Annotated in this window: 16 protein-coding genes and 2 pseudogenes; 1 reads left to right on the top strand and 17 read right to left on the bottom strand. The window is 36.2% G+C overall.

Going from position 1 to position 20,702, the window contains the following annotated elements; genetic code table 11:
* The 7 genes and pseudogenes from A3G9_RS0103505 to A3G9_RS0103475 form a co-directional block, all read right to left on the bottom strand.
* Positions 1–349: pseudogene (locus A3G9_RS0103505) on the bottom strand (LysM peptidoglycan-binding domain-containing protein); the annotation flags it as partial.
* 182 nt (positions 350–531) lie between these two features.
* Positions 532–1,245 carry a pseudouridine synthase gene (locus tag A3G9_RS0103500; RefSeq protein ID WP_002820460.1) on the bottom strand — a complete coding sequence of 238 codons (714 nt, stop codon included), beginning with the start codon at positions 1,243–1,245 and terminating at the stop codon, positions 532–534.
* On the bottom strand, positions 1,245–1,835 hold the full coding sequence (gene scpB, locus A3G9_RS0103495; protein WP_002820461.1) for an SMC-Scp complex subunit ScpB: 591 nt from the start codon (positions 1,833–1,835) through the stop codon (positions 1,245–1,247). The genes A3G9_RS0103500 and scpB overlap by 1 nt, the downstream gene beginning before the upstream one ends.
* A complete protein-coding gene (locus A3G9_RS0103490) occupies positions 1,828–2,592 on the bottom strand; it encodes a segregation and condensation protein A (protein ID WP_002817126.1) in 765 nt (254 codons plus the stop codon). The genes scpB and A3G9_RS0103490 overlap by 8 nt, the downstream gene beginning before the upstream one ends.
* A 5-nt stretch (positions 2,593–2,597) precedes the next feature.
* Entirely contained in the window at positions 2,598–3,506 is a 909-nt protein-coding gene (gene xerD, locus A3G9_RS0103485) for a site-specific tyrosine recombinase XerD (protein ID WP_002820463.1), read from the bottom strand.
* Between the two features lie 64 nt (positions 3,507–3,570).
* Positions 3,571–5,004: a pyruvate kinase gene (gene pyk / locus A3G9_RS0103480; protein WP_002821777.1), complete on the bottom strand. Its 1,434-nt coding sequence runs from the start codon at positions 5,002–5,004 to the stop codon at positions 3,571–3,573.
* A 65-nt stretch (positions 5,005–5,069) separates the two neighbouring features.
* Positions 5,070–7,952 carry a DNA polymerase III subunit alpha gene (locus tag A3G9_RS0103475; protein ID WP_002820465.1) on the bottom strand — a complete coding sequence of 961 codons (2,883 nt, stop codon included), beginning with the start codon at positions 7,950–7,952 and terminating at the stop codon, positions 5,070–5,072.
* 83 nt (positions 7,953–8,035) lie between these two features.
* On the opposite strand from A3G9_RS0103475, the gene A3G9_RS0103470 reads away from it, so the two are divergent.
* Positions 8,036–8,245, top strand: a complete 210-nt coding sequence (locus A3G9_RS0103470) for a YjzD family protein (RefSeq protein WP_002820466.1) — start codon at positions 8,036–8,038, stop codon at positions 8,243–8,245.
* 12 nt (positions 8,246–8,257) lie between these two features.
* On the opposite strand, the gene pepT is transcribed toward A3G9_RS0103470, so the two are convergent.
* From pepT to era, 10 genes and pseudogenes are all read right to left on the bottom strand, one after another.
* Positions 8,258–9,481: a peptidase T gene (pepT, locus tag A3G9_RS0103465; RefSeq protein WP_002821778.1), complete on the bottom strand. Its 1,224-nt coding sequence runs from the start codon at positions 9,479–9,481 to the stop codon at positions 8,258–8,260.
* Positions 9,478–10,173, bottom strand: a complete 696-nt coding sequence (locus A3G9_RS0103460; protein ID WP_002820468.1) for a tRNA (adenine(22)-N(1))-methyltransferase — start codon at positions 10,171–10,173, stop codon at positions 9,478–9,480. The genes pepT and A3G9_RS0103460 overlap by 4 nt, the downstream gene beginning before the upstream one ends.
* A 76-nt stretch (positions 10,174–10,249) precedes the next feature.
* The gene (gene rpoD, locus A3G9_RS01000000109465) at positions 10,250–11,626 is read right to left on the bottom strand and encodes an RNA polymerase sigma factor RpoD (protein ID WP_002820469.1); all 1,377 of its coding nucleotides are present in this window, start codon (positions 11,624–11,626) and stop codon (positions 10,250–10,252) included.
* On the bottom strand, positions 11,619–13,460 hold the full coding sequence (gene dnaG, locus A3G9_RS0103450) for a DNA primase (protein WP_002820471.1): 1,842 nt from the start codon (positions 13,458–13,460) through the stop codon (positions 11,619–11,621). The genes rpoD and dnaG overlap by 8 nt, the downstream gene beginning before the upstream one ends.
* A 128-nt stretch (positions 13,461–13,588) precedes the next feature.
* On the bottom strand, positions 13,589–15,658 hold the full coding sequence (gene glyS / locus A3G9_RS0103445; RefSeq protein ID WP_002821779.1) for a glycine--tRNA ligase subunit beta: 2,070 nt from the start codon (positions 15,656–15,658) through the stop codon (positions 13,589–13,591).
* 2 nt (positions 15,659–15,660) lie between these two features.
* Positions 15,661–16,473, bottom strand: coding sequence for a hypothetical protein (locus A3G9_RS0103440; protein WP_002821780.1), 813 nt, complete (start codon positions 16,471–16,473; stop codon positions 15,661–15,663).
* A 1-nt stretch (position 16,474) separates the two neighbouring features.
* Positions 16,475–17,434 carry a glycine--tRNA ligase subunit alpha gene (gene glyQ, locus A3G9_RS0103435; RefSeq protein WP_002817118.1) on the bottom strand — a complete coding sequence of 320 codons (960 nt, stop codon included), beginning with the start codon at positions 17,432–17,434 and terminating at the stop codon, positions 16,475–16,477.
* A 371-nt stretch (positions 17,435–17,805) separates the two neighbouring features.
* Positions 17,806–19,014 (bottom strand): annotated as a pseudogene (locus A3G9_RS01000000109460) (ArgE/DapE family deacylase).
* On the bottom strand, positions 18,998–19,774 hold the full coding sequence (gene recO, locus A3G9_RS0103425) for a DNA repair protein RecO (protein ID WP_002820477.1): 777 nt from the start codon (positions 19,772–19,774) through the stop codon (positions 18,998–19,000). Before recO ends, A3G9_RS01000000109460 begins: the two are co-directional and overlap by 17 nt.
* On the bottom strand, positions 19,774–20,694 hold the full coding sequence (gene era, locus A3G9_RS0103420) for a GTPase Era (RefSeq protein WP_032805057.1): 921 nt from the start codon (positions 20,692–20,694) through the stop codon (positions 19,774–19,776). The genes recO and era overlap by 1 nt, the downstream gene beginning before the upstream one ends.
* Between the last annotated feature and the right edge of the window lie 8 nt (positions 20,695–20,702).

The following is a 20,702-nucleotide window of genomic DNA, read 5'->3' as shown; positions in this document are numbered from 1 at the left end:
GTTCAGCTGAATTCTGGCCAAAATTAAAATCCTGGTTATTTCCGTTTTGATTATTCAGATTTCCTTGATCTTGACGAGACTGATTAAAGGAATCAAAGGGCGAGGAAGAATTAGAATTAAACGACTTAAAAAGATCATCATCGGAAGCTGAATCTACTGATTTGAAATTAAAACTATTATCTTGTTCCGACGTTGAATTACTATTCGGATTAAAAGGCCGGTATGCCCGTGTATCCTCAAAAGAATCAGAGTTTCCGCTACTTAAAGGTCGGAAAGGCGCCGCGCTCGATTTTTTTGAATTTCTATCTTCGTTATCTTCGTTTGGATCATATGGTTGAAAATCACTCATTTTTACCTCGTACAATAATTTATTCTATCATAGCTGCTCTAATATAATTTTCTGAAAAGTTTCCTAAGTCTGGTTAAAAACGGAGTTTTTGTTTTGCTTTTTTAAAAAATATTGCTACTACTCAATATGAAAAATTGTTTTTAATGTCCTTGTCATCATGGATAAACTTTCGGCATCTTTAACTATCTTTTTATCTTTTCGACTTCCTGTTCAGATAGAGCACGATACTGCCCTTTCTTTAAATTGCCGATTGTAATTCCGTCAAACATGTCACGATTTAATTTAATTACAGGATGACCGATAAAATCTAGGATTTTTTTGATTTCATGGTTTTTTCCTTCGGCGATTGTGATTTCAATTAGACTTTCTTGACGTTTTTGATCAACTTTCAAAATTCGAGCCGCCTGTGGAAAATAAATTTCTCCATCGAAACGAATCGGCTTAGTCAATTGTTCAAGTTCGTCTTCGTTAACAATCCCTTTAACCCAAGCAGCATAAGTTCTTTTAATTCGGTGTTTCGGATGAGTCAATTTTTGAGTTAATTCACCATCGTTGGTTAGTAACAAAACACCGGTCGTATCTTGATCTAACCGGCCAACCGAAAAAATTCTCGTTTTCGTTTTAATTAGTTCTATAACGCTGGGCTGATTCGGATAACTTCTGTTGGACGAAACATATCCGGCCGGTTTATTTAAAAGATAATATTCAAAACTCTCTTCATTTATTTTCTTATTATCAACATAAACAATGTCGTCGGAAGAAACTTTCTTTCCAAGTTTTGTGATTATTTTGCCATTCACTTTTACCTGCCCGTTAACAATCATCTCCTCGGCTTTTCTTCTGGAAGCCACTCCTGCTTGAGCAATTCTTTTTTGCAGTCTTTCTAATTGAGCCATTATTTTTTGCTTTCTCTGTTTTTGTGTTTTTGAAATAATTCTATTTGATCGTCATCAATGTTATTTAGATCTTCAGGATCTGGTAGTTCTGGTAAATCATCAATTTTTTTAAGCCCAAAATAATCGAGAAAAAAGTTAGTTGTAGTGTAGAGAAGCGGGCGACCAACCTCCGCTTTTCTTCCGGATTCTTGAATAAGTTCTCTGGAAACGAGTCGAGAAATTGCGCCAGATGAATTAACGCCGCGAATTTTATCAACCTCGATTCTAGTGACCGGTTGCTTATAAGCAATAATTGTTAGAGTTTCCAAACTTGCTTTAGATAAACTATTAGCAACTGGTGTTTGATAATATTTTTTTAGAAGCGGCGCAAATTTACTTTTCGTAACCAAACGATAGACCTGACCGTTTTCGACCAGTTTTATCGGATTTTGTTGATCTTCTTCCAAACGGTTGGACAGGCTTTCCAGATCACTTTGAACAGCCGATCTATCAAAACCAGTTATTTTACTAATACTTTGCAGATCAATACCATCATCTCCGGAAACAAAAACCAAAGAGAATAATTGGGCCGTTTGATCAAGATCAGGCATTCATTTCTCCTTTTGTTAAAAAAATTTGTTGTTCGTCATTTTGGCTAAGCAAAACGAAGTGATCTTTTGCTAGTTCAAGAATTGCCAAAAAAGTCGTAATCATTTCATCATTGCTCGATGATAATTTAAATAAATATTGAAATTCGATCTTTGAATCTAATTTTTTTTGACTGAAAAAAGTTTTTATTTCATTAATTTTGTCAGCAACAGAAAAATTTTCTCTTTCAATCGTACGTTTTTTTGGATGCAGGTCCTTTTGTCGATTAGCAATTTCAAGAAAAGCCTTCTGCAGATCCTGTAAAGTTACTCCAGCTGATAAAGGTTTTATTTCAATATTTTCTGGAATTTTTGCAACTGGACGAGTAAAGGACAGAGAGCGGGAATGTTCTAATTCAGACATATCTTGCGTAACGGCTTGGTAACACTCATATTCTATGAGAGCATTAACTAATTCATTTCTTGGATCCTCTTCTTTTTCATCTTCCTGTTCGTTTTTTACAGTTGGCAATAAAAAACGAGATTTTATTCTAATTAACGTAGACGCCATGTATAAATATTCACCAGCCGAATCAAGTGAGGGATTTAACTGATTGTCAATAAAAGACAGGAACTGGTCGGTAACTTTTGCAATTGGTAAATCGAAAATATCTAGCTCTTGTGTACGAATCAAGTGCAGCAAAAGATCTAGCGGCCCACTAAAATCGTCCAGAGAAATTGTTAATTGTTTATCGCTCACGCAAACAATTTTAGCATTCAAATAGTTTATTTTGCCCGAGGATGAAATCTGTTATATTGTTCTCTTATATGTTTTTGACTAACATGTGTGTATATTTGAGTTGTACTGATATCGGAATGACCTAATAATTCTTGAACAATTCTTAAATCGGCACCATTCTCCAATAAATTGGTTGCAAAAGAATGGCGCAGAGTATGAGGACTAATATCTTTATCAATGCCGGCTTTAATGGCAATTTCCTTCACAAGCTTAAAAATTCCCTGTCTAGATATCCGATGGCCATGATCATTAAGGAATAAATACGGGCTTTCTTTGTCTTTGAGCAAAATCGGTCTTGATTCTTTAAAATATTTAGAGATATAGAGTAAAGACATTTCACCGATCGGAACAATTCGCTGTTTTTGCCCTTTACCAATGGTAGTGATTAAGCCCAATTCGTCATGAAGATCAGCTAATTTCAAATTACATATTTCAGACACGCGAAATCCGGTTGCGTACATTGTTTCTAGCAAAGCCCGGTTCCTTAATCCAAGAGTTGTCGAAATATCAGGTACCGCTAAAACAGCTTCAATTTCTGTGGCCGTTAAAACTTGTGGCAAATGAGAATTCTTCTTTGGTGTAGTCACTTTCAGCATTGGATCAATTTGAATTTGCTGATCATCGCTAAGATAAGCAAAAAATTTTCGTAAAGAACTGACCATATGTACAATTGAATTATTTGATTTACCGGAATTTTGCAAATAGTTAAGCCAATCCAGAATTGTAAAACGGTCAACTTTAACCAGAAGGATATTTTCTTTTTGAATATAGGCTCCGAATTCCGATAAATCTTGTTTATAACTTTTAATCGAGTTCTCCAGCAAGCCTTGTTCCGTCCGTAAATACCTCGTATAATCCAATAAAACATTTTCGAATTGATTTTTTTTAGTTAACATAATCTATTTAAGTGTACAAAAAAATAACCACCAAAGTGGTTATTTAAATAACAAATAAATAAAATTAAAGCTTTACAACATGAATTAAATTGGTTGTGCCGGGCTTTTTGATTGGAAGGCCAGCAGTAACAACGATTGTGTCGTCTCTCTTAGCCAATTTTTCATCATGAACAGTTTTCTTGGCCAATTCAATCAGATCATCTGTTGTTTCCGGAGCATCTTTAACGACCGGATAAACAGCATAATTAACAGTCAAAGACCTAGCAACTTTTTCATCGTAAGTGATTGCCAAAATTGGCATATCAGGTCGATATTTGGAAATTAAGCGAGCAGTGTAGCCAGATGCTGTAGAAGCAACAATTGCTTTAGCACCAGCCTCGCGTGCTGCGTCAACGGCGGCCTGAGCCAAAACTTCTGTGTCACTTGACTTTGGTTCGTTTCTCAAATCGATCCTATTGCCGTCGTCGTGAACATGATTTTCAGCGTATTCATCAGATGTAGACATCGTCTTAACAGCTTCAACAGGCCAACTACCATTGGCAGATTCACCAGAAAGCATCGTCGCATCAGTGCCATCCCAAACAGCATTTTCGACATCGTTAATTTCGGCACGAGTTGCACGAGGATTTTCAATCATCGAATCAAGCATTTGGGTAGCAGTAATGACCGGCTTTCCAAGACGGTTCATGTAACGAATCATCATTTTTTGAATCACAGGTACTTCTTCATAAGGAATCTCGACTCCCATATCACCACGCGGTACCATCAAACCATCGGAAACGGCAATGATTGATTCGAAGTTATCAATTCCTTCTTGAGATTCAATCTTAGGAAAAATCATGACATGATTTTCTTGATGATGCTTTTTCAACAACTTACGGATGTCAAGAACATCCTGAGCCTTACGAACAAAGGAAGCAGCGATGAAGTCAATTCCCTGTTCCAAACCGAACTCGATATCTGATTTATCCTTCTTAGTAATTCCAGGAAGGTTAATTGCAACACCAGGAGCGTTAACGCCTTTTCTTCCGCCCAGCACTCCATCGTTATCAACTTGGACAAGCAGTTCTTTTTTTTCGGAATCTTTACTGATAACGGTCATTTCGATAATGCCATCATCGAACAAAACTTTACCACCGACTTTTACGTCGTCATAAAGTCCCTTATAGGTCACAGCAATTTTCTCTTTTGTGCCCTTAATCTTTTCATTCATCGAAATGCGAAGCCTGTCACCTTTCTTGAATTCAATCTTACCGTTCGGTGTATCTTGAACAGTTGTACGAATCTCTGCACCTTTCGTATCAAGCATAAATCCGATCAACTTGCCGGTCTTTTTTTCAGCATCATGGACTAGGGCCATACGAGCAGCATGCTCATCATGGTCACCGTGACTGAAATTAAAACGGGCAACATTAATCCCATTATTTATCAATGCGGAAATAATCTTTAGATCGTTGGATGCGGGACCTAAAGTAGAAACAATCTTTGTCTTTTTCATTCAATGCTCCTGTTTTTGTTTATCATTTGACAAAACACTTTTAATTTTAACATTTTTTTCACGAATCAATGGCCGATCTGTTGGATCTTATTGGCAATAATATTAATTTCACCATTCCTTAATTGAGTTCTACCAATTAAAGCAATCAAAGATCCATTCTTCAAAACACCCGACATTTGACTATATTCGCGAGCGAAAACAGTTAAAGAACTTTCTCCGCTGCCGTCGGAAATCGAAACAAAAGCCATCTGATTTCCGTTCTTATCGCGAGTTGTACGAATCGAATCGATCATAACGGCCATTTTGACTATTTGGTCAGCTTTTAAATCGTTAATCTGCGTATATCCTTTTTTAACAATTTCCTTTCTCAGACTGTCAATTGGATGACCGGAAATAGTGAAACCAAGGACTTCCTTTTCATGCGCAAGACGGTCTAATAAAGACATTTCTCCGATCGCGCTTATTTTCGTTTCGCTTAAAAGGCTGCCGCCGAATTCCATTGCAGTAATTAAAGAAGCGGCATTCGTTTTTAATTCCTGACGGTTATATCCAAAATGATCGAGCGAACCAGCGTAGGTCAATTGAACGATGTCACTTTCACCGATGTCGCTTCCAGCCATTCTTTGAAGAAAATCAGTTAGACCGGAAAACAATCCGTGCGAATTCCTTTCTTTGACAATTTCATCAATCACTTTTCGGTTTAACCCTTTTATTTTGCCGAGGCCAACATAAATAACCCCTTTATCGCTTATAAAACCACGTTCCGCGTGATTAATGTCCGGTCCCAAAAGTTTGATGCCTTTATTTTTAATATCCTGCAGATAGGAATTTTTGGTGTCGTAATTTAGGAGAACACTGAAGAATTCCAAGGGAAAGTAGATTTTTAAATAAGCCATTTCAAAAGCCAATTTGCTATACGCAACAGCATGGCTTTTATTAAAACCATAATTGGCAAAGCGCTCTATATACGCAAAGATTTCTTCCGCTTGTTCTTGTTGATGGCCCTTTTCAACTGCCCCTTTAATAAAGGCATCATGCTGGGCAAAAAGTTTTTCCTCATTTTTGTGTCCAATCGCAGCTCTAAAAACATCCGCTTCTCCAAGTGTAAAACCGGCATAAACCTGCGCAATCTGCATTACCTGTTCTTGATAAATAATTACACCGTAAGTCGGTAGGAGAATTTTTTGCAAACTTTTATCGATGATCTCGATATGATTGGGGTCTTTTTTTCCTTGGGCATAAATTGGAATATTTTCCGAAGGGCCCGGACGATTCAGAGCATTTACAGCGACAATATCATCAAAACTACTAACAGCAATTTGTTTTAGAGCGCTCTTCGCCGATTCAGACTCAAATTGAAAAATACCGTTAGTTTGAAGATTTTTAAAAGAATCAAGAACTTTTTTGTCGTTAAGATCGATACTATCCAAATTAAATTTTTTTCCATAATGTTGTTGAATTAAAGATCGAATATCAGCGATCATATCCAAATTGGTAAGACGCAGCAAATCGAATTTAACCAACCCAATCGCCTCGACATCATCTTTGTCAAACTGGGTAACGGTGATATCGGAAACCTGATTCAGAGGAACATAGTTCACTAGCTTTTCCGGACTTAAAACAATTCCAGCAGCATGTATTCCAACATGTCTGGGCAACCCGGAAATAGATTGTGCCAGGGAAATAATTTCCGAAGAATTTGGAAGCTCTGCAATTGTTTCCGGCAAATTGTTTGGATCGGCATCTTCTAACGCATCATTATTCTGTGCCATAAATCGTGAAAAACGTTTAAGCGTCCCTTCACTGCTGGCAAAAATTCTCGCGCTGTCGCGAACCGCCAATCTTCTTTTAAAAGTATCAAAAGTTCCAATTTGAGAAAAATTATCAAGCGAATACTTTTTTTGCAGATATTCAACAATTTCCTGGCGCCTGTTGCCTGGCACATCAATGTCTATGTCAGGAAGCTGAATCCGCTTTGGATTTAAAAAACGTTCGAAATAAAGATCATATTTAATTGGGTCGATAGTCGTTATATACAGAGCATATGCTACCAATGATCCGACTGCCGATCCCCGACCAGCGCCGAGCTGAATATTTTCGTGACGAGCAAAATTGATAATATCCCAGACTACCAAAAAGTAATCTGCTAAATCTAATTGGAAAATAGTCCTCAATTCTCGATCGATTCTTTTCTGATAAGCTTCTGGAATATCTTTATTTTTAAAACGATTTTCTAATCCAAGTTTAACCAACTTGCTCAAATATTTTTTCGGATTATTTTCCGAATCGGGTAATGGAAAAATTGGTAAATGTTTCTCGCTCTTTGGCCAATCATCAACTATATCAGCGATAAAGTGCTGGTTGTTTTTTAATATTTCATCCGGTAAATTACTTGCATAGAAATTTTCATCTTTTAAATATTTTCCGACGATTTCTGATTTGCCAGTAAAATTCAACTCGTTCTTTTCAATATGTTGGAGAGCACTTGCGGTAACGGAATCATTCTTCTTAACCCAATCGATTGGAAAATAGCCAAGTTCTTTTCGAGTAAAGCTGCTTGAATTTTTAATTTTTGTTTCTTTTCCATCTTGGAAGATCAATGCCAAGTTGGAAAAATCCAAATTATTTTCTTTTAAAATAAACTGCGAATTTTTATTAAAGGCTAAATAAGTGCTGATTTTCATCAAATTCTGATAGCCAGAATAATTTTTTGAAACAAAAATTACTTCACCATGATCGGTATCACTGATCGTTAAACCGATAATAGGTCGAATGTTAACCGAAATTGCAGCCTGTCGAAATTTTTCAGCTCCATAAAGATAATCGTGGTTTGCCAAAACAGCAGCTTGAAAGCCTCTTTTTTTGAGAGCTTTTACAAGTTCAATCGTCGAATCAGGGTTTCTTAACAAATCATATTCGCTGAATACTTGTAATGGAGTATAACTCATGTTTTAATAGTATCGCGAATTAAAGATATACGAAAGTATGTTCGCTATTTGTATTTTTCATTCGACAGATTTACAATCTTCCTATGAAATATTTAGTAGTCGCTTTTTGGTCAATTATTTTGGGAAACGTTCTTGGTTTTATTGTTGGGGATTTGTCCGAACAAACCTACGTCCCTTTAAATGTTACGATTATGGCCTTGGTGGTTGGCGAGGTTGCGGCTTTCTTAATTACCGCGATCACCAAATCGGCTAATAAAAAAGTTGGAAATATTAAAAAAAGTTCTGGAAATTGATTCCGGAACTTTTTATTTTGAATGAATTTCAATAATCTTTAATATAACATCCGTTGCCAATTCCATATTTTGAACAGAAGAGAATTCATAACGGCCATGAAGGTTTTCTGCTCCCGTAAAAATGTTCGGTGTCGGCGTACCAAGAAAAGTAATCTTGGATCCATCGGTTCCACCCCGAACAGGCTCCTCGTTTGGCACGATTCCCAATTCTCTAAAAGCAGCTTCGGCTAAATGAACCGATTCCATATTATTCTTTAGAATATCGGCCATATTATAATATTGATCATATTGCTCCAAGTCAATTACTTTATAAGAATATTGCGCATTGACTTTATCGACAGCATCAGCAAGAATCTGCTTGCGTTTTTTTAAGCCATCGCGTTTAAAATCACGAATAATCAATTTGGCCGTCGCTGTGTCACCGTTACCGGATAAATCAGTCATATAGTAATATCCCTGATCACCCTTGGTATTTTCCGGCCGCTCGTTTGGCAACAAATTAAAAACATCAATTAGAGCGGCTAACGGATTTATCAATTTGCCAAAACCATCAGACGGATGAACTTGTGTGCCAACAGCCTTTAAAACAGCAGCTGACGCAGAAAAAGTCGCCCATTCCAATTCGCCTTTCACCGAACCATCGATAGTATAAGCAAATTTAGCAGCAAAATTATCTGTGTCGAAATTATCTGCACCAGTACCGATTTCTTCATCAGGGCCAAAAGCGATTTCAATTTCTCCGTGTTCTATTTCCGAATGCTTAATTAAATATTCCATTGCCGTGATAATTTCAGCAACCCCGGCTTTATCATCAGCTCCCAATAGAGTAGTACCATCGGTAGTTATCAAGGTATGGCCTTTGTAGTTACGCAAATTCGGAAAAACAGAAGGATCTAAACTGTACTCGTCGTTTAGTTTTATGATTGATTCACCATCATAATTCTCATGAATTTCCGGCTGGATATTTTCTGCATTAAAATCCGCCGTATCTACATGAGCGATAAAACCAATACGATCGATATTTTCTTTTCCTTTGGTTGCTGGAATTTTGGAAAATAGATAACCGTCCTTCATTGTTCTTATATCGGAAAAACCAATTTGTTTTAGTTCTCCAGCCAATTTCTTCAGAAATTCAACTTCTTTTGGATCACTGGGAATCGTTTTTGAATTCTCGTTTGAACGAGTATTAATCTTTGCATATTCAATAAAACGATCTACTAAATTTTCGTATTTCACTTTAATGCCTCTTCTATTGTCTTTATTTCTGCTTGTAAACTATCGTAGCGCTTTGTTGATGTCTGCAATGATTTTTCAAGGATTTTCTCAATCTGTTTTGAGTGATCCAGTCTCTCCTGCCATTTATTTTTGAAAGTTGAAGTCCGATGCTTTAACAGGCATGGCCCAAATCTTAATTCCCGATTCGTCATTTTTACAATTCCCTGTTGACTTCTTTTAGCAACGATGATTTCGTAAAAATGTCGATTTTCATAAATAATTTTTTCAGTTTCAATATATTGTCCATTTTTTTCGATTGCTTTTCTAACATCTATTTCTTCATTGTTAGGCTGCAAAATGAATTTGGCATTTTTAAGATAATCAGGAATCTTCGAAATAATTTTGGCAATTAATTCGCCACCCATTCCAGCAATCACAACTGTATCAATTTTGTCACTGGCTTTGATAACAGAAAGTCCGTCGCCAAGACGAAGAACTATTTGCTTTGCTTGATCCAAATCTGCCAATTCAATTTGTTCTTTTGCTTTTTCTAACGGTCCTAAACCAATATCTGTCGCAACTAAAAAAGACGATTTATTGGTTTCCAGTAAAGCGATTGGAATTGCAGCATGGTCGGTTCCAATATCGGCAACTCTTGCCGCTTGATTAATCAAGCGATATATTTCCATTAAACGATCAGACAATTTTGTCATAGCTTTCTGCCCTTCAATTCTAATTAAAAAACTGAATCATTTATGATTCAGTTTTTTAGAAGTATTTTATAAAAATTTATTCTTCCATAAAGTCTTTTAATTGTTTTGAACGGCTGGGATGGCGAAGCTTGCGTAATGCCTTTGCTTCAATCTGCCGAATTCTTTCACGAGTCACACCGAAAACCCGACCAACTTCTTCCAAAGTTCTGGTTTTTCCATCTTCAAGGCCAAAACGCAAACGAAGAACATTTTCCTCACGTTCGGTCAAGGTACCAAGAACTTCCTCTAACTGATCTTTTAACATCTGGTCAGAAGTCGATTCAATTGGAGACTCCCCTTCATTATCTTCGATGAAGTCTCCTAGATGGGAATCATTCTCTTCACCGATCGGAGTTTCCAAAGAGACAGGTTCTTGAGCGATCTTTTGGATTTCACGAACTTTATCAGCTGTTAATTCCATTTCGGCACCGATTTCTTCAGGCATTGGATCACGTCCAAGATCCTGAATCAAAGTCCGTTGAATTCGAATAAGCTTGTTAATAGTCTCCACCATGTGGACAGGTATACGAATCGTTCGAGCCTGATCAGCAATTGCACGAGTTATAGCTTGACGAATCCACCAAGTAGCATAGGTTGAAAACTTAAATCCTTTTGTATAATCAAACTTTTCAACGGCCTTCATTAAACCCATATTTCCTTCTTGAATCAAATCCAAAAAGTGCATTCCGCGGCCAACATAACGCTTTGCGATCGAAACAACCAAACGCAAATTGGCTTCAGCAAGTTCCTGGCGGGCACGCTCACCATCAGACCCCCCTTTTTCGATTCTTTTGGCAATTGCGACTTCCTGATCGGCATTCAGTAATGAAACCCGTCCGATTTCTTTCAAGTACATCCTAACAGGGTCATTAATTTTGACACCCTTTGGTGCTGAAGAGGCTTGGGAAAGTTCTTCTTGACTTGGATTATTACTCTTGGTCTTCAGTGACTTTTCCGAAGGATTGCCATCCTCATCAACAATCGAAATACCAGCATCCTCGACCTTTTCTATTAATTTGTCGATTTGATCAGCATTTAAGGCAAAAGGTTTGGCCATTTTATTCTCTAAATCGTCATAAACGACCTGGCCACTCTTCTTATTTTTTTTGATAAAAGCTTTAAGACTTTTGGCATAAGCTTTTTCGTCAAAAGCAGTTGCGGCTGAAGAAGATTTTTCTCCGGATTTTGAATTATCTTTTGATTTTCCTTTTTTTAAATCATCTTTTTTAATAGACAAACCATCGTTTCCTTCACTTTTCTTCTCAGCTCGATCAACGCGACGATTATAATTTTTTGCCAAACGCAAAAGCTCTTCTTTTTTGTCTTTTTTAAGGAATTTTACATCGACTTTTTCTAAAGCTGACTGCAATTCTGCAACAGTATTATCACTTGAAACTAGGATTTTTTTAGTCATGTTTGTTTCCTGCTCTTTCTTTCATTAATTTAACTAGCTTGACGTTTAATTCTTTAATTCTGTCATTTTGATTCAAATTAATAGCCTCTTGAATCTGCTGCTTTATCTGTTGAATTTGTTTTTCAAATGGTATCCTTCTGTTCAATTGCCACAAATAATCATCAATCGCCTCCAAGTTATCCGTTGAATAAAAATCAATTTGATCGCTGATTAAATGATTAAACTGATCTTTTTCGCTGGCAGTCATATTTTTCATCAAATTAATTCCAATCGACTGAGTACCTGGATGCTTACTTCGGTAACCCTTAATCAAAAAATAGTAGAGTTGATTTTTTGGATCATGAAAGGTAAATTTTGCTTTTTTCTCTATTTCATGAAAAACATTTTCATGGTAAATCGACGAAACAATTATTTTTCTTTCAATCATTGCCTCCTGATCAATCAAGGGATTCCGGTTTCTTGAGTTTTTGAGTGGTGGATTATCATTTTGTCTTGACGACTGTCCCACTTGCCTTTTGGAAACATCGATATCGTTTCTTTTCAAGGATTGGTCAAGAACAGATCTACTTAAACCAAACTGGTCGGAGAGTTTTTTAAGTATCAAATCATTAGCAATCGGATCCGGGTGTTCATTTAAAAAGTTTAGTAAATCATTAGTATAATCACTTAAATTACCGACATTTTCAAGATTCCTACCTTTTTTCAAGTATTCAAAGGCAAAATCATTAATTGAAGTCGAATCCTCTTCAAAAATTTTTTTAAGAGCGCCTGGACCATTTTGTTGTAAATATTCGTCAGGATCTTTTTGATTAGGGATTGTTACAATTTCAAGTTGAAGATGCGGAAAATTTTTTATCTCTTCAATCGCACGCCAAGTGGCACTTTGACCAGCAGAGTCGCCATCATAGGCGATTGTTAATTTGGGTGTATTTCGAGAAATCAATTGGAGCTGATCTTTAGTTAGGCTCGTACCCATCGAAGCAATTCCATAGTCGATGCCAGCTTTATGGGCTGCAATTACATCTAAATAGCCTTCAAGCAAAAGAAGTTTTTGCGAAACTTTTGCTGCTTGTTTGGCAACATCGAAATGATATAACAGTTTCGATTTTTTAAAAACCGCTGTTTCCTTTGAATTAATATATTTCGCCGAATTATTTTTATCCAAAGTACGGCCGGAAAAACCGACAATATTACCATAAGAATCCTTAAGAGGAAACATAATTCGATTTGAAAAGACATCATGAAAACTGCCATCATCATATTGAGAAATAATTCCCGATTCAAGTTGAGTCTCTACAGGAATTTTCTTTTCTTCAAAAAAATCATGCAACGACCACTGACTAGGAAGAAAGCCAAGTTGAAAATCAGCAATTGTTTCCCTACTTAAATGACGTTCTTCCAGTAAATATTTCAAGGCATTTGTTGAAAGATCGGTATTTAACAACAAATGTGTAAAAATTTCAGAAGCCTGTTTATTTAATTCGATTAATTTTAATTCGTTTTCATTAAAATGTCCGCCAGTATTTTCTGTATATTTACTATCGATTTTAATTCCAACATTTCTAGCTACTTCTATAACCGCCTGAGGGAAAGACAAGCCTTTTTTTTCTGAAACATAATCAAAAACATTGCCACTCCGTCCACATGAATAGCACTTATAACGTTGGTTTTCTTCATCGACCGTAAAGCTAGGACTATTTTCCGACACAAAAGGACAAATACCCCAAAAATATTTTCCTTTTTTCTTTAAATCAACATCTTTGCCGATTACATCAACGATATTAATCGAATTCCTGATTTCTTCGATCGTACTTTTCGGTATCAAACTCGCCATTAGACAATCAATAATGATACTCACATAACTTGACTTTGTCAAGTGATAAGAATGTTGATATGACGCAGTTTAAGGCTATTTTTTATTTGTGAAAAACAGATTATGTTAACTAGAAAAGATGTGTAATCCTACTTGACAACAACTTTCCTAAGATCGCCAAGGCTGGAAATCAAATTATTAAGCAAATTAATCTGAGCAACTCTATTATTCTTAATGATTGGGTTTTTGTCCATAATCATATTCTCATCGAAATAATTATTAATCGGTTCTTTAAGAGATGCTAAAAATTGATAAACAGTATGATCTCCTTTGCTTAAAAGTACAATCGGATCCTTGTCCTTTGTCAATTGATAAAGACGTTTTTCCGAGTTAGTTACAAATAATTCAGGATCTATCTCGACATTACTTTTGTTTTTTTCGGCTAAGTTCTGAACTCGAGTCAAGGCCTCGATTACATCACGAAAATCCGGATCAGCTACATGGGATGCTAGTATTCTTACCCGTTTAAAAATATAGTTAATGATACCTTCATTAACTTTTCCCGTAGAGGCGTCCAGCAAATCATAACGAATATCGGAACTTTGCTGGCGGATTCGATCCAAAAAGAATTCAATCACTTTTCTATTAATTTCTTTTGTATCGGCAAAATCAATCAAAAAACCATCTTCATGTTTGTCCACTGCTGTTTTTAAGCTGTGAAGTAGTTTGCTAACAGAAAAATTCCATTTTTGTTGGCCAATGATTCTAACGATTCCCAAAGCTGCACGTCTTAGGCCGTAGGGATCGTTTGAACCGGAAGGAATGATACCTGCAGCAAAAAAAGAAAAGAGTGTATCTAATTTATCGGCGAGAGCCAGCATTGCACCAACTTTACTTTTCGGTAGGTCTCCTTCCGAGGAAGTTGGTAAATATTGTTCCGACAAAGCTTGACAAACTGTCTGATTTTCGCCAAATATTTTTGCGTAAATTCCAGCCATGGTCCCCTGCAATTCAGCAAATTCACCAACCATTGCTGTGGTTAAATCAAATTTATAAATATTTGCTGCTCGTTTTAAATCCTTCTTTTCTTGGCCGTTAAAAGCAAGTTGGTTAGCTAATAAAGCGGCTATTTTTTCAACTCTTTTCATATGTTCTGTCATTGTACCGATTTTTTCATGAAAAACCAATCGTTCGGCTTTCTTCATGAAGAAATCGATGTTATGTTTTTGATCTTCTTCAAAGAAAAATTCAGCATCTTCAAGACGGGCTACCAAGACTTTTTCATTACCCTTGACAACGTTTTCGATTTGATTGGAATCTCCATTCCTTACTGATATGAAGTGTGGCAAAATTTTTCCTTGTTTATTAGTAACATAAAAAAAACGTTGGTTGTCACGCATGCTAGTCGTTAAAACAATCTCAGGCAAATTCAAATATTTGTCATCAAAAACACCAGCAAAAGCTGTTGGATATTCAACAATATTATTTACTTCTTCCAATAAATCAGGATCTACATGAAGATTCCAATCGTTCGTATCGGCAATTTTCCTTATTTGATTACGAATCGAGTTTTTTCTAACTTTTGCATCGACAATCACATAGGCGTTATTCAAAGTTTCTTCGTAATCACCAGCTTCGGAAATTGAAATTTTGCCTCCACTCAAAAAACGGTGGCCACGTGTAAAACGATCAGCTTTTACATCGAGAATTTGAAAAGGGACTATCTTCGAATCAAGCAGAGAAACGAGCCAACGAATTGGGCGAACATACTCTAATTTAAAATCAGCCCATTTCATGTAAGTTGAAAATTTCATTTTTTCAACAACTTCGATGCCGATTTTCTTTAAAATTTCTTCTGCAGAAACCCCTTCGATATGCTTGTTTAAATAAACATATCCATCACGTTCATCAAATTCAGCCGGAGAAGTTCCTTGGCTACGAGCGAAACCTTCAGCTGCTCTTGACCAATTGCCACTTTCATCTTTGGCGACTTTTAATGAGGGTCCACGGAGTTCTTCATCTTTTGACTGCGAGTAATTTGATAAATCATGAACTAAAACTGCCAAACGACGGGGAGTGGAGAAAGCCTGTATTTTTTTATAATCCAATAAATTATCCGAAAAAAAGTTTTTTATACGTTCAATCAATTGATTTTCGGATTCTGTCACTAAATGTGCCGGTATTTCCTCTAATCCTATTTCCAATAAATAATCCGCCATTTCTAATTCTCCTCTTTCAATTCAACGATCTGTCCCATTCCTTTTCTGGTTGGGGCATCGATAACAACACCATTAGCGAAAATTTCGTTGCTCAAACGAAAATCGCCAAGACGTTCGGATTCCAACAAATCGGTCTTCGCCATTAAAAAGACCGAAATATCATCATCAAAAAAATTACCCGCAAAAGGAGCCTGAGACCAATTCTTTAGTTTTCCAAGACTGGTAAAAATCGAAATCCATTTGGTTTGGTTGCTACTGTTATGAAGTGCGATATAGGAATGATGAGGTTTTTTCTCATCATCCAAAAAAAATCTGCCCGGAACAATGAATTTTATTTGTTCGGCAACTTCTCCTTCAATCGGATCATCTTCGTTTATTTGGTATTTCTTCAGTAATTGCTCATTTTTTAAACTTTGATCAAGTATTTTAATGCGCTCGACAACGACATTTTTGAATTCTTCAACCGTCAGATTGAAATCAATTTGTGAACGATCAATGATGATACCATCCAACTTTTCTTTAACAGCAACCTTGACAGCTTGATCAAGACGAACTTCTTCGACAATTGGGAAACTTAAGTCAAAATCGTCTTTCAAAACACGGTGAGCTAGTTTATTGCTCGTAAAAACCAAAAGATAGTTTTTATTGCTAACTGTTTTATAACGAAAATTAGTTTCATAAAAAAATTGGCCAAAAAGCGCAGCTGATAATAAATTTTGTCCAGCAAACCAATCATGTTTTGGATCTGAATTTTGATAGGCCTTTAAAAGATCAGCAGTTTTTTCAAAATTGTAATGAATTTTACTTGTTTCCAATTCAAGCCTCCTTTTTAATTTTTTTAGCTAATTTCTTTGTATAAATACCCTTCTCTCCAATGTACTTTTCCCTAAGTTTTGAATCCTTGAGTAAAGGAAAACCCAATTTCGCGCGAGCAGTAATAAATTCTCGAGCAATTGCTCTTGCCATACTTCTTATTCTATGCATATAACCCGCTCTTTCGGTGACAGAAACAGCTCCTCTAGCGTCGAGTAAATTAAAAATATGACTTAATTTTAAAATATAATCATACGCCGGATGAACCAAACCCAACTTAGTTAACCTTTTCGCTTCAGCTTCATACTGATCAAAATTTTCAAGCAACATCTTTTCGTCTGATTGATCAAAGGAGTATACAGAGTGTTCATACTCCGGTTCTTTGAAAATATCGCCATACATGACGCCATTTCCCCATTCAAGATCATAAACAGACAAAACGTCTTGGATATAAGAAGCCAAACGTTCAAGACCGTAAGTAATTTCTGCAGTTACCGAATCCACCTCTATTGATCCGACCTGTTGAAAATATGTAAATTGAGTAACTTCCATTCCGTCAAGCCAAACTTCCCAACCGATTCCAGCTGCCCCCATTGATGGATTTTCCCAATTATCCTCAACGAAACGAATATCATGTTCAGAAGCTTTTAATCCTAGCCTAGTTAAACTGCCAAGATATAATTCCTGGATATTTTCTGGAGACGGTTTCATGACTACCTGAAATTGATGGTGCTGAAATAGACGATTTGGGTTATGTCCATATCGACCATCAGCCGGACGCCGCGATGGTTGTACATATGCGGCATTCCAAGGTTCAGGGCCATTAGCGCGCAAAAAAGTATAAGGACTTTGAGTACCGGCACCAACTTCATTGTCGTAAGCCTGCATTAAATTAGCGCCTTGTTCGGCCCAATACTCTTGTAAATTTAAAATTATATCCTGCATCGACATTTTTTTTGTCATTAATCTGCTCCCATTCGATATTAATCAACACAAAATTGCGTTTTTCGTTGCAATTAAAGACAAAAAAAGCCCTAACAGCAACAATGCCATCAGGACGCTTTACACGCGGTTCCACCTGATTTCCGCAAATCATTTAATAATTTGCGACACTTTATAATCGAACAGATTTACTCAACAATCGCCACAAAGTCTCAGCATAAATCTGTATATACAGAAATACTACTATTTTGTACCAATTAAAACAATAAAATTTTCAGCTAATATTAATTGTTTTATTAATAATTTCATTCAGAAGACTCTGATTTTAAATCATCAATATATATTTTCTTAATGAAATTGGATTTAAGAACAGTATCTTTCTTTATTTTTTATCAAACTAGATAAGATTTAATAATTTCTGTATAAATTTTAGCTGCCTGCAAATATGTTTCAACTTTTAAATGCTCATTTACGGCATGAGCACAATCATCAGATTCCGGTCCAAAAATTAAAATTGGAAATTCGCTTTCCCCTTTGATAAACTCTGAGGCCTCATTTGTGCCTGTTCCAGCAACTAAGTCGCCATTAAAACCGCTGACTTCTTTGATCTTTGCCTGGGCCAACTTCGTAAAATCACTAACTGGTTGGACCGGCAAAGGTAATTCAGGAAAAACAATTTCCAATTTTAGTTCGGCTTCCTCGCTCTCGTTTAATTCAGCAATAATTGATTCCAGTTTACTAATCACTTGATCATTCGGTGTCTCGGGAATTGTTCTCATATTGCCACCCAACTCGGCTTTATCAGGAATTTGATTAAGCTGTTCTCCTCCTTTGATTAGTGTAAAAGCATTCGTAAAATAACCAAGAACCTCGTTTTTCTCGGTAAGGGTATCGAAATATTCATCAAATCGGTCCATAACCTTACGCAAAGCGTTAATTGCATTGATTCCCTTTTCCGGTACTGATGAATGAGCACTTTTGCCGCTTGAATAAACACGGTAATCGATAACGCCTTTATTGGTATATCCAATTTCAAAATTTTTACGCGGTTCTCCCAAAATCATTGCCGTAACATCGTCCAAAGCGCCGCTTTGAGTGACTTGGGTTGCACCAATTTCACTTGTTTCTTCTCCAACAGTGGCAATTAGCTTCAAAGTACCGGCAAAATCGGAACCGTCGGTTACGACATCCAGGGCAGCCGATACCAAGGCAGACAAACCGCCTTTCATATCATCAGCACCCCTTCCGTACAGAATTCCATCATGAATTTCTGCTGAAAAAGGATTATATTTCCAACTTGATGAATCTCCAGCAGAAACAGTATCCTCATGACCGGAAAATGCAAGTACTTTATCGCCCTTGTTCTTTCCATTAATAGTCACAACAACCGATTTTCTATTCTACTCGGCTTCAATATAGTCGATTTTAACGTTCTCAAATTTTTCAAAAAGACTGCCGATATATTCAGCAACAGAAGCTTCATTAGAATTTTCTGTATCAAACTGAACTATTTTTTGAAAAATTTCAACTTTTTTATTTTCCGTTAAACCCATGTTTTCCTCCAATTGCTTGTCAATCATTTTATCAGTTTGAAGAATCATTCGGATATTTAATCTGCAAAGAATTCATTTGCTCAATAAAAGTCCTCGATCGGGTTTTTAAACCAATTTGCCGATCATAAATTAAGTTGATTACTCGTTGAAGACTACGCTTGACATTCTCGGAAATGTTAATTGAATTAAATTGAGAAATTTTAATCTTGGAAAACATACGTAGATAATAAATAGCTTTCGGATTTGCATGAAGCCGACGATCGTCGAGATGATAATTCTTTTTTGATAAGATGCCGTTATATTGTTCGGAAAAATCAAATTCTCCCTCGGTCTGACCATTAATTGGATCAGAAAACAAATTCGGTTCGACACCAAAAACACTCAACAATTGAATCTCAAAAACATTTGCAATAACTTGTGGATCCAAACCAGCATCAATTTTTTTCAATGCCTGAAAAAACATAAAGTACCATTGATCAATATTGGTATTTTCATCAAAAGCTGCCGCAAGCAGCTCAGCAATATGACTAGCATAGGCATTTAAAATAATATCAAGTGAAATATTCTTAAAAATCGAAGTGGATTCAGAAGAATTTAAATAGCCCAGACCATTTTTCTTTGGATATTTACCAAAAAAATCACCATAAGTGAATAATTGAGTAGCTATTTTAAGCGAACTTTTCGTTTTTTTGCTGCCACGAGCTAAATAAGTATTAATTCCAATTGTTGGACTAATAATTTTAATCAGAGAATCGTTTTCTGAATAATCTCTAACACTGATTACGATTCCGGAAATTTTGTCTACCATCACAAATCTTGTTTTGAATTATAGCCGAGTTCCTGTAAAGCCTGAGGTCTTTCTCGCCAACGCGCCTCAACTTTCACCCAAGTCTCCAAATAAACTCTTTCACCTAAAAGATTTTCTATATCTTTTCTGGCTAATTGGCCGATTCTTTTAATCATATTACCCTGTTTGCCAATAATGATATTTTTCTGAGAAGAGCGTTCAACAACAATCGAGGCTTGAATGTGCAACTTTTCGTTCACGCCGTCCTTTTTCATCGAATCAATCACAACAGCAATTGAATGAGGAACCTCTTGTTCGGTTAACTGCAAAATTTTTTCTCGAATTAATTCTGCCACCAAAAAACGTTCCGGATGATCGGTAATCTGTTCTTTTGAAAAATATTGTGGTCCAGGATGCAATTTTTCAATCACATCATCAACAAGCGCATTGACTTGCTCGCCTGATTTTGCCGAGATCGGATAAACTTCAGACCAATCAAGCGAATCAACTGTATAACTTGAAATTGCTTGAAAAAGATCATTTTTCTTTTTAATAAGATCAATTTTATTTACCAATAAATAGATCGGTGTATTTTTAATTTTTTTCAAACGTTCAATGATGAAATTATCACCACCACCACGTTTTTCTGTCGCATCAACAACAAACCAAACGGCATCAGCTTCATTCAAAGCACCAAAACTAGCTTTTTCCATATATTCATCAAGACTGTTGTAAGGTTTATGAATGCCCGGTGTGTCTAAAAAAACAACCTGTGCTTCTTCAGTCGTATAAATACCAGCAATTTTATTTCTAGTTGTTTGCGCTTTGCTAGAAATAATCGCTACCTTTTGACCAATAATATAATTTAACAAAGTTGATTTGCCAACGTTAGGCCGACCGATAATCGCGACAAAACCAGATTTATATTCGTTATCCAAAATATTCTCCA

The organism is Oenococcus oeni DSM 20252 = AWRIB129, assembly GCF_000372485.1.
Lineage (GTDB): Bacteria > Bacillota > Bacilli > Lactobacillales > Lactobacillaceae > Oenococcus > Oenococcus oeni.
The sequence above is the reverse complement of the archived record's forward strand: the minus strand, read 5'-3'. Positions and strand labels throughout refer to the sequence as shown.

What these genes read in the sequence shown, in the direction of transcription:
- pyk (WP_002821777.1), bottom strand. Translation starts at nt 5,004, where the DNA reads ATGAAAAAGACAAAGATTGTTTCTACTTTAGGTCCCGCATCCAACGAT.
- xerD (WP_002820463.1), bottom strand. Translation starts at nt 3,506, where the DNA reads ATGTTAACTAAAAAAAATCAATTCGAAAATGTTTTATTGGATTATACG.
- rpoD (WP_002820469.1), bottom strand. Translation starts at nt 11,626, where the DNA reads ATGACTAAAAAAATCCTAGTTTCAAGTGATAATACTGTTGCAGAATTG.
- A3G9_RS0103500 (WP_002820460.1), bottom strand. Translation starts at nt 1,245, where the DNA reads ATGGCTCAATTAGAAAGACTGCAAAAAAGAATTGCTCAAGCAGGAGTG.
- dnaG (WP_002820471.1), bottom strand. Translation starts at nt 13,460, where the DNA reads ATGGCGAGTTTGATACCGAAAAGTACGATCGAAGAAATCAGGAATTCG.
- A3G9_RS0103475 (WP_002820465.1), bottom strand. Translation starts at nt 7,952, where the DNA reads ATGAGTTATACTCCATTACAAGTATTCAGCGAATATGATTTGTTAAGA.
- glyQ (WP_002817118.1), bottom strand. Translation starts at nt 17,434, where the DNA reads ATGACAAAAAAAATGTCGATGCAGGATATAATTTTAAATTTACAAGAG.
- A3G9_RS0103460 (WP_002820468.1), bottom strand. Translation starts at nt 10,173, where the DNA reads ATGACAAAATTGTCTGATCGTTTAATGGAAATATATCGCTTGATTAAT.
- scpB (WP_002820461.1), bottom strand. Translation starts at nt 1,835, where the DNA reads ATGCCTGATCTTGATCAAACGGCCCAATTATTCTCTTTGGTTTTTGTT.
- A3G9_RS0103470 (WP_002820466.1), top strand. Translation starts at nt 8,036, where the DNA reads ATGAAATATTTAGTAGTCGCTTTTTGGTCAATTATTTTGGGAAACGTT.
- glyS (WP_002821779.1), bottom strand. Translation starts at nt 15,658, where the DNA reads ATGGCGGATTATTTATTGGAAATAGGATTAGAGGAAATACCGGCACAT.
- recO (WP_002820477.1), bottom strand. Translation starts at nt 19,774, where the DNA reads ATGGTAGACAAAATTTCCGGAATCGTAATCAGTGTTAGAGATTATTCA.